The organism is Amycolatopsis sp. NPDC114503 (assembly GCF_055633655.1).
On record NZ_JBVKDT010000011.1, the window covers coordinates 225975 to 242095 of the forward strand.

Here is a 16121-nt window from a genome sequence, read left to right on the forward strand (position 1 = left end):
CCCCCTCGACAGCCCGCGGCACAGGTTCCGAGGCGGGTGGCGATCCGCGCGTACGGCGACGGAACCCGCCACGCCTATGACGCGTCGCTGCTCGCCAGGATCAAGATCGACCTCACCATCCGCCCGATCTGCCACCTCCGCGGCGGCGACCCCGACCTGCACTACTTCGACCGGATCAACGCGGTGCCCCAGACCCGCCTCGGCTACCGGGCCTGCCTGTGGTGCGCGGCGGTGCTCGCGACGGCCTGCCACGAGGTGATCGTCGGGGTCGACGTCGTGCGCGTCGCCGGTCGGCTGCCTGTCGACGTCCCGCCGGACAGCGCGCCCGCCCCGCTCGCGCTTCCTCAGGACACCGCCCGGTGCTCGCCCTCGGAGCAGGAAGTTCCGCCGGAGCAGACGCTCCCGCCGGAGCGAACCGCGCCCGACCCCCGCGACGCGCCCCCTCCGGGGGCGGCGCACGCGGCACGGCGAGAACCCGCGCTGGCCGGCGCAGGTCCGTGAGGTCCCGGTCCGCTGCCTGTTCCCGTCCCGTTCCCGACGACCCTGCAAGGACCGCAATGACCGCAGGCGAGCCCTCTCGGCTGCCGAGCACCCCGAAGCTCCTGCACGGATTCCGCGCAGTGGGAACCGACGCGCTGCACGCTTCCCCTTCTCCCGGCCCGGACGAACCAGCCAGGCCCGCGCCAGCGCGGCGCGAGCACCCGTGCTGCGCGGTTTCGTCGGCGGACGACTCTTCGGCGGGCCAGGGGGCGACGACGGGCGGTGCGCTCGCGACCGCGGCCCGGCCGCGCGCGGCCGGAGGCCCTGCTCCACGGATCCTCGTGCTCATCGCGGCTGCCGTCGCGGCAGCGCTGCTCCCCGGCTGCTCCGGCCCCGCCCGCGACCGCCACCGCACCCCAGAACCCGAGACCGCCGCTCCGCCCTCGGCGACCGTGCCGTCGCACAGCGCCCCGAACAGCACGGCGCCCGAGCCGAGCGGTCCTGCGGCGCCAACCCCGTCGGCCGCAACCCCTTCGCCGCGCACGGCAACGGCGACCGTGACGTCACGACCGGAACCCGCGGCCACGACCACGTCGACGCCTCGACCGCAACGCCACTGGAGCCCCGCCGCGGAAAGGACCCGGGCGCGTCCGCAGGCGACGCCGCAGCGCAAGTCTCGACCGACCTCCCGGCACTGACCGGACAGCGCTGGAACCGCCCCGACCGAAGAACCGACAGGATCGATGAAACCCCACGACCAGAACCGCACCGGCGGCCCCGCCGACTGGTCCCGGCAACAACGAACCCGCAGGATCGCGCTCATCGCCGCCCTGGCGGCGACCGGTGCGCTCGCAGCCGGGTGCGACGACGGGCCCGCCCCGGGCATCACCCGCTCCTGCCAGGGCTCGCTGGCCCCCTCCTGCCTGAAACAACTGCTCAAGGAAGACGAGGTCAGAGCAGCGCCGGTACCCGCAACCGCCAGCTTCGGCGTTTCTCGTCCGGTGTCCGATGCGGACGGTGCGCCGCCTGCTGGTGCGTCGTGACCGCCCGGCCGCAACGATCCGAACCCGGGCGCCGCAGGCGGGTCGCGACCCGCACCGCCGTCACGCTGACCGCGGCGGTCGTGCTGGCGACGGGATCCCTGGCGTCCGGGTGCGACGGTCCGTCGGGACCGGCACGCCTGTGCGAGGGCCTCCCGATCGTGCGCTGCCTGAAAAAGCTGCTGCGGGCGCTCCCCGGAACCGTGCACGCACAGTCCACTATGGACAACCAGACGCCGGCCGGTGCGTCGTGACCGCCCGGAGCACGCCGGTGCGCGTGCCGGTCCAGCTCCCGCCCGCGCCTCCGGCGCTGATCGGCCGCGGCGCGGAGCTGGCCCGGCTCGAGGAGATCGTGAGCCGGTCCGGGCCGTCGCCGGTGCTGGCGGTGGTCACCGGAGTGACCGGGATCGGGAAAACCGCGCTGGCCACGACGTTTCTGCACGGACGGCTCGGCGACTTCCCGGACGGGATCCTGGTCGAGCGGTTCGCCGCGGACGGCGGCGACGACGTGGGTGCCGCGCTGTACGGTTTCCTGCTCGCGCTGGGCGTGCCGCTGGAGGAGATCCCCGTCGCCGGGCAGCACCGCGCCTCGCTGTTCCGCACCGTCACCGCGGACCGCCGGTTCGCGGTGCTGCTGGACAACGCCGTACGAGCTGAGCACGTGCGGGCGCTGCTGCCCAGCAGCGCCCGCGCGGTCGTGATCGTCACCAGCCAGTCCCAGCTCAGCAGCCTCGCCCGCGACGGCGCGGACATCCTCCCCCTCCGGCCGCTTCCGGACGAGCGGGCGCGTGAGCTGCTCGTCGACCGCGCCGGTCCCGGCCGGATCGGCCCGGACGGCCTCGCCCACCTCGTCACGGTCTGCCAGGGCCACCCGCTGAAGCTCGCCATCGCCGCGGGCGACCAGCGCACGCACCCCGCCCGCAGCCCGCGCACCACCGCCAGTCACCTCGTCCGATCGAGCGGAGACACCGCCATGCACACCATTTTCGAACAACAAGCCGACGAGTGGCGGCCCGACACGAAACGGCTCCACCTGGCCCTCGGATGCCTGCCCGGACCGCGCTACGGCCTCAACGAACTCTCGAAGGCCCTGAGCTGGACGCGGGACTACCTCGACGACCGTGTCAGGGACCTCGTCGAGGTCAACTACCTCGTCGAACTGGAGCACGAGGACGTCGTCGAGCAACCCGAGCTGGTCCGCGCCGACGCCGACGACCAGGCGGACAAGCACTACGGGCACGACAAGGACCGCGACGAAGGCAGGCTCGACCTGCTGCGCCGCTACCTGCTCGCCTACCGCGACCACACCGGGGCCGCGAGCGCCTGCGCGCACCGCTACCGGCCCCCGCTCGACGGCGACCTTCCCTTCGAGAAATTCTCCGGCACCCGCGAAGAGGCCATGGCCTGGTGGCACCGGCACCGGCACAACGTCTACGGCGTCGCCGGCATGGCCGGCACCCGCCACTGGAACCACGACGTGTGGCGGCTGGCCGAAACCGTCTGGGGCTTCGTCCTGCACACCGGCGACTACAAACCGTTCCTCGCCCTGTGCCAGGCGGGGCTCGCCGCCGCCGAGGCCTGCGGCCACGGCCTGGCCATCGCGCGGATGCATCTGCAGATCGGGTTCCTCCACCACAAACTCGGACAACCGGACCTCGCCGTCCCGCACCACGACGCCGCGTACGCGATCGCCGTGCAGGAACAGCACGGGCCGACGCTGGCCACCGCGCTCTCGCGGCGAGGCCGTGACGCCAGCGCCCGCGGCGACTGCGAAGAAGCGTTGAAGTGGTACCGGCTCAGCGCCGCCAAGCACCGCGAGATCGGCAAGCTGCGCGGCGAGGCCATGAACCGGCGCCGCTGCGGCGAGATGCTGATCCTCCTGCAGCGCCCGGACGAGGCAGAGGCGGAACTCGTCGCCGTCGCCCGCTTCATGGAAGGCATCGGCGACCTGGCCCAGGTCGCCGAGACCGTCCTCCCGCTCGCCGCCATCCACGCCGGCCGCGGCGACACCGACACGGCCCGCACGATGCTGACCGACCTGCTCCCCCGAGTCGTGAACCACCCGGCAGCGCAAGCCGCGCAACAGATCCGCGCCGCCCTCGCCGACCTCGACGCGGCCGACGACAACCCGGAACCCGCGCCCGAGCCGTCCCCTCGCGATCAGCCCGAGCCCGCGAGCACGGACCCGGAACGATCCGACGCCCCGCGCGACGACAATCCCGCGACCGCGCCGGACACCGCAGGCGGCCCACGGGACGAGAACCGGTGACCTCGGCCCGCGCGGCCGAGGAGCGCCGCGGTCACCGCAGGGCGCAGGCCCCGTCACCGCACCGGACTGTCCGCGAAGGACCGGGAACACCGCGTCGGTCCACAATGGACTCCGCATCCGGTGCCGCAGCGTCCGCATCGGACGCCGAACTGCGTGCTGCGGCCGGCGACTGGGTTCCGCCGGGGCCGGACCTGGATCGTGCTTCGGCGTACCGGATCCGGGAGTACTTCCTCGGCGGCGGCGAGTACTGGGCGGCCGACCTCGCATGGTGCGCGGACGCGATCCAGGCCGTGCCGAACCTGCCCCTCGCCTACCACCTGACGCAGCGTTTCCTGGACCGCGCCACTCGTACCGCCGGGGACGCGGGCGTGGACCGGTTTCTGGTGTTCGGCGAGGCATCGCCGTTGCTGCACCCCGTCGTCGACCGCGTCCGGGACACCGGCGGCCGGGCCGTGTGCGCCGGCCTCGGCCATGTGTCCAAGGCGGACTGGGACTGCTGCGCGCAGGCGCGCGACGCCCCGATCGAATGGGTCCAAGGCACGTTCGCCGTCCCGGGCACCGTGCTCTTCGCCGAGGAGACGCAGCGGCTGTTGGCACCCGCCGCCCCGGTCTGCCTGGTGCTCGCCGACCACGTCCTCGACGCGGTCGGCGACACCGCTGCGGCCGCCGACGCGCTGCGCTGCTACACCGACCGGCTCGCTCCGGGCAGCCTGGTGATCGTCACCCACGCCACCTGCCACGGACTCGACTGCGATGAGGGCCCCGACCGGCTCGACCTGGCGACCGGGTGGCGGCACGCGTGCGAGAGCCGCCCCGGTTCGCGACCGGCACCGGTGCTGCCGCCCAGGCCCCGCCGGGTTCTGCGCTCCCCCGACGACCTCGCCCGCATCCTCGCCGGGCTCGACCTGCTCCCGCCCGGCATCACCCACGTCGACGGCTGGCGCAATCCCCACCCCACCTTCGTCCGCCCCGCCGAGTCGCTGTACCTGGCCGCGCTCGCCGCTGTTCCCGCCCCGCCGCACACCGGGCTCGACGGCGCTGCGGCCCCTCGTCCGGTCGACGTTTCTGCCCGGTGAAAGACATCTCAGGTTGTTAGAAGTCAAGCCGCGGCAGCGAGTGGGGGTGGAAAGGCTTGGTGTTCGTCGTAGAGGCAGCCGGTGCGGAGGCAGTGGTGGAGCTGGCCGAGGAATTTGTTGAACAGGTGTCGTTGGGCTTGGTGGTTCCAGTCTCCGGCGGCGCGGCGGGCGTCGAAGTGGCGTCTGGCGCCGGGGCTGGCTTTGAGCGAGGCGAGTGCCCAGATCGGCCCGACGGCGGCCAGGCGCCGGTTTTTGATGTGCCGGTGCGAGATCACGGTTTTCCGGCCGCTGGCGCGGGTGATCGGGGCGGAGCCGGCGTAGGCCTTGAGGCCGCGCGGGTCGGTGAAGCGGGCGCGGTCGTCCCCGATTTCGGCGAGCACCCGGGCGCCGGCCAGCAGCCCCAGGCCGGGGAAGCTGGTGATGATCCCGGCGTCCGGGTGCAGCTCAAAATGTGCCCGCGTGGCCTCCGCGAGATCGTGGGCGGCGGCGCAGGCGGCCTCGAATTGGCTCAACAGCGCGGAAAACTGGACGCCCATCGCGTTCTCCACGATCGGCGGCTGCCGCGACCGCTCCGACCGGAACACGCCGTGGAGACGGTCGACGTCGTGGTCGACGTTGCGGCGGCGCCCGGCCTTGGTCAGCAGGGCCCGCAACTGCGCGCGGGTCAGCTTCGCCGCGCGCGCGGGTGTCGGGGCGGCGGCGAGGACGGCGCGGGCGTCGCGGCGGGCCAGGCCGCCCTCGGGCTGTCCGGCGAAGGCGTCGAGCGCGGCCGGGTAGAACTGTTTGAGCAGCGACCGGAGCTGGTTGCCCAGCTGCTGCCGGGCCCAGACCGCGTCCTGCCGGGCCCGTGCCAGCACCCGGACGGCCCGGGCGAGGTCGGTGTCGGCGGGCAGCGGCCGGTGCGCGTCGGCGTCGGTGCGCACGATGTTGGCCAGCATCACCGCGTCCGCGGCGTCGGACTTCGCACCGGAAACCTGGCGCCGGGCCCGGTAACGCGATGCCGAGAGCGGATTGATCGCATAGACGGTGCGGCCGGTCGCGCGCAGCGCGGCGACCAGCAGACCGTGGTCGGTTTCGATCCCGACCGGGACCGGGTCCTCGGCGGTGTCGCCGGCCTCGGCCAGCAGCTCCAGCAAGCGGGCGAACCCGGCCGAGTCGTGCCCGATGCGGGCTTTCGCGACCACGGTTCCGGTGTCGTCGATGATGGCGGCATCGTGGTGGGATTCGGCCCAGTCGATGCCGCAGAACAGTGTCAAGTTGCTCTGCCTCCTTCGATGTTTCTGCTGCTCACGGGTCCAGGCGGGGTCACGCGGCGCCCTAATCGCGGGACTCGGCGGTCCGTCATCTCAGTAGCCGTTCGCGACTCCGGCACACCGCGGGAACCCCGTTCTGCCGAAGAGCTCGAAGCTCGGGAACACATCGAGAGGTCACCTCCTGCGGCGGACTCGAGCAACGACATCCCACCACCACGATCACCAGCCCACCGGCAGACGCGCCGTTCTTTCACAAGTCGTCGAACGACGGGAACCCACAGGCGTCGCCGCCAGTGAACCAGCACCAACCGACCCAGCCACGAGCCGGAAGAACTACCCCTACTACCGATTAGGAACGACACCAATGGCTGCCGCAGCGCCCGCCGGTATCCGACGACCTGGCCGACCCGGACGCGCCGCGCACCGGGCGGCGGTTCTTCTCCTGTCCGCCGGGAGCATCGTGCCGCTGCTGACGGCCTGCGGACCGGACAGCACGCCGCCGGATTCGCTGCCCGCGGCGGGCGCGCCCACGACGGCGAGTTCCGTTCCGTCGGCCGGTTCCGGTGCCCGTCCTGGGTATCCGGTGACGTGCGGTCGGAACTCCCTGCCCGACGAGCGCTGTTTCGACCCCGGCGCAGTGAAACCGGAGGCCCTGGAGCGCCACCTGGCCGCCAAGCTGGGATGGACCTGCTACAAGCAGGGCGCCGCGAACGCACCGCCCGCCGCCCCGCACGACATCGAGACGTGCAGGGCCACCGGGCGCGATCCCCACGGCGGCAAATACGAGTGGGACCAGACGATCAGCTGGACCAACCGAGCAGAGGACCCGCGGGATCCGCTGGAAACCCTCAACTTCACGGCCTCGGCCACCAAAATCTCCGCGCGCGGGGAAACGGCCTCGGCCGACGACGCCTACTTCATCGCCGAGCACACCATCCGGCACCTGACGGAGGCGGCCTTTCCCGACCACCCGCAGATCGCCTCGGCGCTGCTCGACCTCTACCACCAGTCGTGCGGCGAGCACGCCACGTCGGGCATCAACGCGTACCGCAGCAGCACCGGCTACGAGATGTCCTGCCTTCCCGCCGACCCCATCAGCAGCGTGAACTCCAAAGGCGAGACCTACACCATCTTCACGACCGTCGGCGGGATAACGGGATCGCTCGTGTTCACCCCGCCGACCGCGTCGAAGCCCGCCCGTGAGGACCCGGGCGACCAGCCGCACTCCCTCGCCACAGCTGACGTCCCGCAGCACACGCGAACAGACCACGCTCGTCGCCTAGCCGCACGAGGAACGCCCCGATGACCCCGCCACCGCACGGGCCCGGCCCGTGGCCGCCCGAAGGCTGGCCGCCGCATCCATCCGGACCGGGCACGCCGCCAGGACCGGAAACGCCGCCGGGACAACAGTTTCCACCCGCCCCGCCGTCGATGCTGCCCGCAGTGCACGTCGGAAATCCGCATCGCCTCCCGACGCCCGCGGTGCCCTTTCCGCCGCAGCCCGCGCAGTTCGGCGCTCCGGGTTCCTGGCCGTATCCCGGTGCCCCGGGCTACGCCGCGCACGCCCGAATCGGCGGCCGGCCCGGCGGCCCGGCTCCTCGGAAGAGGTCGCGCATTGTCGTGATCGTCATGGGAGCGCTGGTCAGCGTGATCGCGCTCGCCTGTTTCGCCGTGGCCGGCGGGATCATGCGGCACACGCACGGGACCGACACGGCGGGCGCGCCGACGCCCCCGCCGGTCTACAGCGCACCGCCGACGACCTGGCGCGCCGAAAGCAGCGCACCGAGCACCCCGGCCACAGCCGGACCCAGCGCCACGAGCAGCGCATCGACCCGACCCTCGGCGGACCCGACGCCCGCCGGCCCGCGCCGCGTCCTGCGGCTCGCGGACAACCCGCTCTTCGCGCGTACGTCCACGGGGCTGGCGAACGACCCGTGCCCCCTCAGCCGCTGGCGTTCGGACCGCGACAGCGCGCAGCGGTTCTTCCAGTCCGCGATCACATGCCTGGACAGGGTGTGGTCCCGGGTCCTCGCCGGCGCGGGCCTGCCGTTCAATCCCCCGCACCTGTTCGTCGGCTCGTCGCGGCAGATGCGAAGCCCGTGCAGCGGCGGCAGAGACGACTTCGCCGCCTTCTACTGCGGGCAGAACCAGGCCCTCTACATGCCGCTGGACACTCTCGACATCGACCAGTTCGGCGCCCATCCCGGCGTCTACCTGGCCGTCGTGGCACACGAATACGGCCACCACGTGCAAACCCTGTCCGGCGTGAAGGACGCCATGGACTCCGCGGCCGCCGCCGCGGGCGCCGAGTCCGAACCCGGACGGGAACTGTCGCGCCGCCTGGAACTGCAAGCGCAGTGCTTTTCCGGGATGTTCCTTGGCTCGGCCTCGGTCGCAGACGGAGGATCGGTCGACCGCAACCTTTTCGAGGAAGCCTGGTCGACACAGCGCCGCGGAGATCATGGCGGCGCGGTGCGCGACCACGGCACCGACGCGCACTCCGCCCAGTGGTGGCAGCACGGCGCGACGACGAACCGGGTCTGGCAATGCAACACCTGGGCTGCGAAAGCGTCGGAGGTTTCCTGAACATGCCCCGCAGAGCCTCCCTCACCGGTCGCCCCGCCACGTGCACCCGCACGCGGCCAGCGCCGCGCACCGGTCCGCACGACCGCCCCGGCGAGACTCTTCGGATCGTCGCCGGGCTGCTGGCTCTCGTGATCGGCGTCGTGCTCGCGACGCTCGACCCCGCGACGACTGCGAGCGGGCCCGCTCTGCGGACCGTCTCGACCGTCCGCGACAGCCAGGCAGTGTGAGGCATTTCCCGTGTCCGCGCCACCTGGTCGGAAGATCCCGTTCAGCAACACCGTCCCCGAGGACGAGGCCGAGCGGATCGCCCAGATATACAAGGAAAACCTCAACGTCGCGCTAACTGCTCTGCAGTGCGGACGGTGCTACAACACCGTCAAGCTCATCGTGGAAGCGAAACTGCTGTACGTTCCGTTGCGACGGCCCGTCGACGTCGAAGAGCAACAGCGCATCGTCAGGCTGTTCGGCAAAACCCGCAGCGTCGCGGCGACCGCGCGCGGGGTCGGACGGGCCTACGCCACCGTGAAAACCGTTCTCGTCCGGCGAAAGCTGGTCGAGGCCGAGCTGCGGCACGCGGGGAAGTTCGCGTCGTTGGACACGGCATGGGCGAGCAACGGCCTCACGATCGCGGAGTACATCGACTGGCACGCTCGGCTCGCAGCCGAGACCAGGCCCCGCATGGTGCCATGATCGTGTACCTGGCCGGGGTCGGGGCCGGGATCTGACGCTCGTAACGCTGTGGCTGGTGTTGTGGCTTTACACGAGGCGGGCCAACCGCCCGCCGCGCGACTGGGATCCCGACGCCACCGTGGAGATGCCCCGGATTCCGGGAGACCCGCGCTGAACCCCGGCGGCAGGGCCGAAGAGGAAAGGGCAGGTCAGCTGCTGTTTCCGGCGTCGCCTGTTCCCGAAGAAACAGGAAACCACTCCCTCTTCCGCATCTCGGAGTTGGGGCTGGAGACAGCCCGGATCACCGGGACCTGTTGCAGCGCAAGGAGATTCGTCATGAACGACACCACTGTGGACAGTTCTCTCGTCGAGCAGCCGACGGGCGACCCTGTCGAGCACGCGGCGAACGCGGTCGTGGTGACCCGGGACCGCCGGGTCCTGCTGGCGGTGCGCGACCGCGGTCCGTTCGCCGGGCTCTGGGGTCTGCCCGGCGGGGTGTGCAAGACGGGCGAGGCGACCGACCGCGTGGCGGTGCGCCGGTGCCGGGAGAAGACCGGCCTCGACCTGACCGGCACGCCGCTCATTCCGGTGTCGTCGCGGGACGAAGGCCGTGACGCCTTCCGCCGTTACTGCACCGTGTCCTACGCCGTGCTGCTGGACTCGGCGCCGCCGGTGGAAGTCGGCCACGCCGTGCGGGCGGTCGCGTTCGTGCCGGTCGAGCAGGCCCTGGCCCGGCCGATGCCGTGGGACCACGCGGAGATCATCCGCGAGGCGCTGCGAGCGCTGGGCCTGCCAGGCGAGTGACCCGGCGACGGCGGATGCCGGTCGGGTCCGCGAGGATCCGGTCGGCGTCACGCCGTGAGATCGTCCGCCGCGCGGTCCGGAACGGATCGAGGTGCCGGGGAGGGCGGACCGGCGGCGGACGAACGCGGGCGGGCTTCGCGTCGTAAGGTCCTGATCGTGGATGCGGTGTGCGGGCACGAGATGCGTGCTGCGGGGGTCGCGTGCGGTCGTCCGGCGGGGCACGAGCCTCCTCACCGGCCTGCAGGCTGGGACGACGATTCGCCCCGGGACGCGGCGGGAAACGGTCGACGGCGCGGGCCTCGGCTCTCGTCCCGCGATCTGGCGTACCGCGAGCAGCTCGGCGTGGCTGCCGGCGAGCCGTTGCCCGCGGTGCCGGGCGCGACTCAGGTCGGGGCGGGCGAGGCGGTGACACCGCGCCGCCGGGCTCGACGCGACGGTGCGGCGGGACCGGTGCGGACCACCACCGGGAATCCGGTGCCCGCCCCGGCCAGCGAAGGCCGGGAGCAGACCTCTGCTGCGGGAACGACGCGTGCGGTCGCCCGGTCCGGGGGCACTTGCAGCGCCTGTCTCGAGCCCTACCGCAAGGGCGTCCCGTTGGGCAGGACCGGTGAGGGCTGGGGACACGAAGCCTGCGCCGACAACGCCGCCGAAACGGAGAAGATCCGGTCCGGGGCGACATTCCGCAGCCGCCGCGCTTCGACCTGGCGACGGGGCGCGGGACCGGGGAAGACGCGCGACCGGTTCTGACGTCGGCGCCGGATCCGTCGCCGAAACCCGAAGACGCCGCGGTCGGAAGCGCCTAGTCCGGAGGGAACGGCGCGGTTTTCAGGGCTCTGAGGACCTTGTCCGGCCGGGCGCGCGGCTCGGAGAAATACGCGGCGGCGGCATGGGCGACGGCGCTGCGGTACGGCCGGGTCAGGTTGATCTCGTCGGGCGGAGGGAGCTTCCTCAGCGAATGCAGGACGGCCCTCGCCACCAGAATCGCCTCGGTGCGCACCGCCTTCGGTTCTGTGGAGGGCGGCTGCTTGTCGTCGGGCGGGCTCGCCCGGGCTCGGCGCACGGCCTGCCGGCGGGCTTCTGCGAGGATCGCGGCCGCGGCCGCGGCGGGATCCGTTGTCGTGTCCTCGCCGGTCATGCCCGCTTCCTGTCTTCCGCCTGAATGCTACGGCTGAAATGGTGGTCACTGAGGTGTGCAGGTGCGTAATCCACAGTGTCCGCCGCGAATTCCGGCGGACTGCGCGGGCGGATCAGTCGTAGAGCCCCTCCACCGTCCACGCAAGGGCGTCTCTGTCGACAATGCCTGTCATGAGCAGCGCGTCCTCGCCGTCGTCGGGGCGCGGGCCCGCGAGGACGACCTGGATCCTGACCACGCGCCGGGTGCCGTGGGGTCCGATCCGCGTGATGACGGCGGGCCACGGCCCGGCCCAGCTCAGGACGTGCCGCGGTGCGCCGGTGCCGAGGACGACCGCAGCCGGGGGCTCGGTGAGCCGGGCGCGGGCGGTCCAGCCGAGGGCGGTGCCGCTGGGGCCGAGCACGCGGGCGGGCCACGGTGTGGGCGGGACGGTCGCGGGCGAGGGAGCGGGCAGCCGTCCCGGCCACGGGGCGTCGGGGTCGCCGTCGTCGTGGGGTTTCTCGCCCCAGGGCACCAGGCGAACCTGTTCGGCGGGTCCGCGGCCGCCGTCCAGTACCGCGGTGAGCACCGCGTCGGGGCCGAGCAGGCCCTGCACTCGGCCGATCGCGCGCGCGGCGCGGTCGTCGGCGTCCGGCTGCGTGCCCGCGGCGGGCAGGCTCAGCTGCAGCGCGCCCCCGGACACGGTCTCGGCCGGTTGGAGCGTCATGCGCACGATGCCCGAGGAGGGTCGGTCTTCCTCGCGACGCCGCAGCCAGCCCTCCAGCTGCCATCGCACCCGATCCGTGATGCCATCGGCCGCGAGCGGCTCGGCAGCACGCCAGGTGCGGCTGTGTTCCTCGCCGTTCTCGGTGACGGCGTGGATGGCGAGTTGGGTGCAGGCCAGGCCGCGGTCGGCCAGGCGCACGTGCAGTTCGCTGCCCGCCGCTCGCGCCGCGAACGCGATCGCGTCGACACGGTCCAGCGGGTCGTCCTCGAACCGCTTCTCGACTGTCAGCTCCGGCGGCGGGGTCCGCCGCGACGGCGGGCGTTCCGAGAGGCCGCGCGCGAGCCGGTGCGCGAGGACGGCGTCCCGGTCGAACCGGCCCGCGACGTCGCGTTCGGGAAGTTCGGCGAAGTCCCCCAGCGTCTGCAGGCCGAGCCGGTGCAGCAGGCCGACCAGCTCGGAGCGGTCGGCGCCGGGCTGGCTCAGCTGCCTCAGCGTCAGGGGTGCGAGGAAAGCGGGGGTGCCGCCGGGGTCGACGATGCGGCCGAGCTGCGCGGCGAGGGTCGCGCCGAACAGGCCGTCCGCGATGCCGATCTGGGATTCCGCGCCGGCGAGTGCGGCGACCTGGTCGACGAGTTGCTCGGCCAGCACCGTCTCCGAGCCCGCATGCTTGGCGGGGCCCGCGATCGGGAGCGCGATCAGCCCGGGACGGACGATTTCCAGGCCCGCGGCCACGGTCTCGACCGCGCGCGCGACAACTTCGAAACCGCGCGCGTCGCGATCGGGATCGTGCGCGAACACGACCAGCTCCGGGCAGCGCGACTGGGCTTCGCGCCGCCGCATCCCGCGCCGCACCTGCGCGGCCCGGGCGGCAGCGGAGCACGCCACCACCCGGCTGCCGTGGACCACCGCCGCCGCGGAGGTGACCGGAAGCCCCGCCGCCGCGATCGCGGCCACCACGGGCCAGTCCGGGCACCACAAAGCCAGAAGGCGCGTTGACCCAGCACTATTCATCGGATGCAACACCGGTTTCGCTGCCTGGCGCGTACCGGGGGTCCAGCGTTCGCAGGGTTCACGGCGCGACCACCGTCATCGCCGGGCGGGCGGTTTCCGCCGGTGACGGCGTCGGGGGCGCGATCGTCCCGTCCGGGCCGGGAAGCCGGACGGCCACCGCAGCCTCGGCCGCGCGGCGGCCGTCCCGGCGGACCACCGCGTCGCGGTGCTCGAGGCGTCCGCGCCCGTCGGCGGCGGCGCCGTGCCAGCGTCCCGGCTCGGCTCGCAGGCTGACGTCCGCGCCGGGCCACGGCCCGGCCGCGATCAAGACCGCGCCCCGGTTGCGGGCGCGGCGGGAAAACCGCGCCGCAGCTGCAGCGGAAACCGTGCGGCACAGTTCGGGCCCGAGCGCGACGATGTCGAGCCCGTCGAGCAGCGCCCCCACCGCGCCGGCCGCGTCCGAGCCCGGGCGCGGCACCAGCACCAGCCGCTGCAGCGCCACCCCCAGCTCCGCCGCCGCCACGAGACCCACCGACGGCATCCCGACAAGAGCGGCCCACGCCCCGTGCTTGGTGGGTTCGGCCAGCACGCTCAGCAGCAGCGACGTCGACCCGGACACCGCCACGGTCGTCCCGCGCCGGAGCCCGCCGAGCGCGGCGAGCGGTCCGGCCACCGGCAGCGTGCTGCCGTCGGCCGCCGCCGACGCGCGCTCCCCGGCCAACGCGGCCGCGGTGCTGACGCCCGGGATCGACGCCAGACGCGCAAGCGCTGCGGCCGTGGTCACCGAACGCCTCCCCTGTTTCTCGACGTGCCGTTGCTCGATCTGTCGGGCGGGGAAGGCCCGGCAGACCCCTCGTGCGCTGCCCGGACGTCGCAACGGGCTGCGGTTCCCGCAACCGGGCAGGCTCCGCCGCTGCCGATTCCGGCCTGGCGTACGACGGAATGTAAAACATCACCCGCCGTGTTGTCGAACAAATGTTCGAGATGTCACCGGTACGGGGGCTGGGCGACCTCAAATGTATAACGGCCTATACGGTGCCGCGCGGCTCTTCGAGGGTGCCCCCGTCGCCCTCGAAGAGCAAAACGGACCGGCCTGCGGCCGGGCTCATCAATAAGGCCGATCTTCGATCTCTGCGTGCCGCAATGATGACGAACAGATATCCAAGCTGCTAGCGTTTACGCAAATGACTTTGTCTATCGAGAGGATGTGCGGGATGACGCAGCCGGCCGGGGATCTGCTGTCGACCAATCAGGTGGCCGAGCTGCTGGGCGTGTCGCCCGCTCGGGTGCGCCAAATGCCCGCCGAGGGGCTGCTGCCCGCACCGGAAGACTTCGGCGCGCGAGTGGGAGCGTGGAACCGGGCCGACGTCGCCGCGGTCAAAGCCCAGCGCGAGGGCACGGAAACAAGCCCGATCGCGGGCCTGCTGTCCCCGGCGGCGCACCCGCTGAGGCGGATCCGCGACCAGATCGTCGACGTGCCGGTGTTCGGAAACGGCGAGTCCCGCCCGTTTCACCTGCGCGCATGGCAAGGCACTGCCGACGAAGGCGAGCGCACCGTCGCGCTGCTCGGCAATCTCGACGGCGGCGTCGACGTCTCCGACCGGCTCGACGCGTGCGTGCGCGAGGCGAGTGCGCTGCTGGGCCTTCCCGGCACGGCGGTCGCCTGGTTCCTGTACCGGCCGTGCCTGGAGCACACGATGCACTACCAGCACGTGCAGCACCTCGTCCTGGCCGGGGATGGCAACGACGAGGAACCTGCCGAGCGCGGACGCCTGCGCCGGCTGCTCGCCTCCCGCGCGGTGCGGCCCCCGGCACCGCCGCAAAGCTGGCGCCGTCCCGGAACGCTCGGCGAAGTCGAAAAGCTGATCGGGGCCGCCGTCGAGGCCTACCCCGGCCCGGCCTACCGGCCGCAGTTCGTCGAGGAATGGCAGCGGCGGCGGCGCACCGTCGAAGCCACTCGCGACACCATCTACTTCGAGCCCTTCATGCGCGCCCTCGCGCACCTGCAGCGGATCCGCCCCGACGTCGCCGATCCCGCCCGGCAGGACGACCTGGAGGCGGCCGTGCGGCTGCTGGCCGACGAGATCCAGACCCGCCTCGACATCGAGCGGCCCGGTTTCGACGACGGCACGCGGCCGAACACGCCGCGCAACGCGCCCGTGCCCTACTGGCCCGGCACCTGGGCGGCGCGGCTCGTCCTGCCGCGCCCGGACCCGGCCGACCAGCAGATCCTCGACCGGTACCCGGACGAATTCGTCATCCCGCAGGACCCGGTCGAGCACGGCGACCTGCGAGCCCTGCTCGCACGCCTGCGCGCGTGGGTCGAAGAGTCCGACCCGTACTCCGACCGGCCCGACCCCGCGCTGCACGCCGCACTGACCGAACCGGCCAGCCTGCTCGCCTTCTACCTGGGGGCCTACGACCGCGACTTCGCCGAGAACGACCACCCGGACACCATCCCGGAACAATTCCTGGTCTGCGGCGACCACGACCGCGCCTACCTGGCCTCGATCGCCTGGCAGGACGAGCCGCCCGAGGACACCCGCGCCTACCGGAGGCTGTCCGCCCAGGTGTGGACCGAGGACCGGGAGGACCCGTTGCGCTACGGCTACGACAGCCGCGGCGCGCTCGTCGTCCACCACCCCGGCGACCGGAAAGACCCCTGGTCCGAGTGGTACATCACCGACTGGCCGCTGCGCCCGCCCGCCGACGGCATCCCCGCCGGAGCCGCGATCGTCGCCGACGCCGGACGCGGCGACCGGCCCGCCTACATCCGGGGCCCGGGCGAGCGGATCACGCCCCTGCCCCGCGTGCCCTCGAAAGTGCAGTCGCAATGGTCGTTCGGGTACTCCGGAGGCGGCCCCGGCGCTCTCGCCGCCGCCATCGCCTCGGCGTTCGTCCGCGCCGACAACCTCGACCGGCGACCGCCGCGCGCCTGGACGGAGTGGATCGACAACCAGGTCTGCTTCGGCCTCGACGAACGCCCCAGCCGCCATCGGGAAATGACCGAACTGCGCCTGCCGGTCGACACTATCCGCGAACGCTACGCCCGAGCCTGAACGCCTTCACCTGTTCCACGTAGGCCGCGAGGCCGGCTGGCGGAAGTTCCGTCAGCC

The 16121-nt window shown here is 72.8% G+C and carries 16 protein-coding genes; 12 read left to right on the forward strand and 4 right to left on the reverse strand.

The window, feature by feature from the left end:
- The first annotated feature begins 36 nt into the window (after positions 1-36).
- From ACZ7OI_RS37825 to ACZ7OI_RS37845, 5 genes are all read left to right on the forward strand, one after another.
- Positions 37-501: a hypothetical protein gene (locus ACZ7OI_RS37825; protein WP_470268915.1), complete on the forward strand. Its 465-nt coding sequence runs from the start codon at positions 37-39 to the stop codon at positions 499-501.
- A 722-nt stretch (positions 502-1223) separates the two neighbouring features.
- Positions 1224-1523 carry a hypothetical protein gene (locus ACZ7OI_RS37830; RefSeq protein WP_470268916.1) on the forward strand — a complete coding sequence of 100 codons (300 nt, stop codon included), beginning with the start codon at positions 1224-1226 and terminating at the stop codon, positions 1521-1523.
- Positions 1520-1774, forward strand: a complete 255-nt coding sequence (locus ACZ7OI_RS37835) for a hypothetical protein (protein ID WP_470268917.1) — start codon at positions 1520-1522, stop codon at positions 1772-1774. Before ACZ7OI_RS37830 ends, ACZ7OI_RS37835 begins: the two co-directional genes overlap by 4 nt.
- Positions 1771-3789, forward strand: coding sequence for a tetratricopeptide repeat protein (locus ACZ7OI_RS37840; RefSeq protein ID WP_470268918.1), 2019 nt, complete (start codon positions 1771-1773; stop codon positions 3787-3789). The genes ACZ7OI_RS37835 and ACZ7OI_RS37840 overlap by 4 nt, the downstream gene beginning before the upstream one ends.
- Positions 3790-3893: 104 nt before the next feature.
- Positions 3894-4865 (forward strand): SAM-dependent methyltransferase, encoded by a 972-nt coding sequence (locus ACZ7OI_RS37845; protein ID WP_470268919.1) that lies wholly within the window; start codon positions 3894-3896, stop codon positions 4863-4865.
- 23 nt (positions 4866-4888) lie between these two features.
- Here ACZ7OI_RS37845 and ACZ7OI_RS37850 read toward each other — a convergent pair whose 3' ends face one another.
- Positions 4889-6121 (reverse strand): IS110 family RNA-guided transposase, encoded by a 1233-nt coding sequence (locus ACZ7OI_RS37850; protein ID WP_470268920.1) that lies wholly within the window; start codon positions 6119-6121, stop codon positions 4889-4891.
- A gap of 457 nt (positions 6122-6578) precedes the next feature.
- Here ACZ7OI_RS37850 and ACZ7OI_RS37855 point away from each other — a divergent pair, with 457 nt between their 5' ends.
- The 6 genes from ACZ7OI_RS37855 to ACZ7OI_RS37880 all read left to right on the forward strand — a co-directional run bounded on the left by ACZ7OI_RS37855 (position 6579) and on the right by ACZ7OI_RS37880 (position 10924).
- Complete coding sequence (locus ACZ7OI_RS37855; RefSeq protein WP_470268921.1) at positions 6579-7424, forward strand: hypothetical protein; 846 nt, start codon at positions 6579-6581, stop codon at positions 7422-7424.
- Positions 7421-8704: a neutral zinc metallopeptidase gene (locus ACZ7OI_RS37860; protein ID WP_470268922.1), complete on the forward strand. Its 1284-nt coding sequence runs from the start codon at positions 7421-7423 to the stop codon at positions 8702-8704. Before ACZ7OI_RS37855 ends, ACZ7OI_RS37860 begins: the two co-directional genes overlap by 4 nt.
- Before the next feature lie 2 nt (positions 8705-8706).
- Entirely contained in the window at positions 8707-8931 is a 225-nt protein-coding gene (locus tag ACZ7OI_RS37865) for a hypothetical protein (RefSeq protein ID WP_470268923.1), read from the forward strand.
- Between the two features lie 10 nt (positions 8932-8941).
- Positions 8942-9394: a hypothetical protein gene (locus ACZ7OI_RS37870; RefSeq protein WP_470268924.1), complete on the forward strand. Its 453-nt coding sequence runs from the start codon at positions 8942-8944 to the stop codon at positions 9392-9394.
- A gap of 315 nt (positions 9395-9709) precedes the next feature.
- Positions 9710-10177, forward strand: a complete 468-nt coding sequence (locus tag ACZ7OI_RS37875; protein WP_470268925.1) for an NUDIX domain-containing protein — start codon at positions 9710-9712, stop codon at positions 10175-10177.
- Positions 10178-10519: 342 nt separating this feature from the next.
- Positions 10520-10924, forward strand: coding sequence for a hypothetical protein (locus tag ACZ7OI_RS37880; RefSeq protein ID WP_470268926.1), 405 nt, complete (start codon positions 10520-10522; stop codon positions 10922-10924).
- 52 nt (positions 10925-10976) lie between these two features.
- Here the strand turns inward: ACZ7OI_RS37880 and ACZ7OI_RS37885 are convergent, their stop codons facing one another.
- From ACZ7OI_RS37885 to ACZ7OI_RS37895, 3 genes are all read right to left on the reverse strand, one after another.
- On the reverse strand, positions 10977-11312 hold the full coding sequence (locus ACZ7OI_RS37885; RefSeq protein ID WP_470268927.1) for a hypothetical protein: 336 nt from the start codon (positions 11310-11312) through the stop codon (positions 10977-10979).
- Positions 11313-11424: 112 nt separating this feature from the next.
- Positions 11425-13026 carry a DNA polymerase Y family protein gene (locus ACZ7OI_RS37890; RefSeq protein WP_470268928.1) on the reverse strand — a complete coding sequence of 534 codons (1602 nt, stop codon included), beginning with the start codon at positions 13024-13026 and terminating at the stop codon, positions 11425-11427.
- 58 nt (positions 13027-13084) lie between these two features.
- Positions 13085-13789: a hypothetical protein gene (locus ACZ7OI_RS37895; protein WP_470268929.1), complete on the reverse strand. Its 705-nt coding sequence runs from the start codon at positions 13787-13789 to the stop codon at positions 13085-13087.
- A gap of 400 nt (positions 13790-14189) precedes the next feature.
- Between ACZ7OI_RS37895 and ACZ7OI_RS37900 the strand changes: the two genes are divergently transcribed.
- Positions 14190-16064, forward strand: a complete 1875-nt coding sequence (locus ACZ7OI_RS37900; protein ID WP_470268930.1) for a helix-turn-helix transcriptional regulator — start codon at positions 14190-14192, stop codon at positions 16062-16064.
- Positions 16065-16121: the final 57 nt, after the last annotated feature.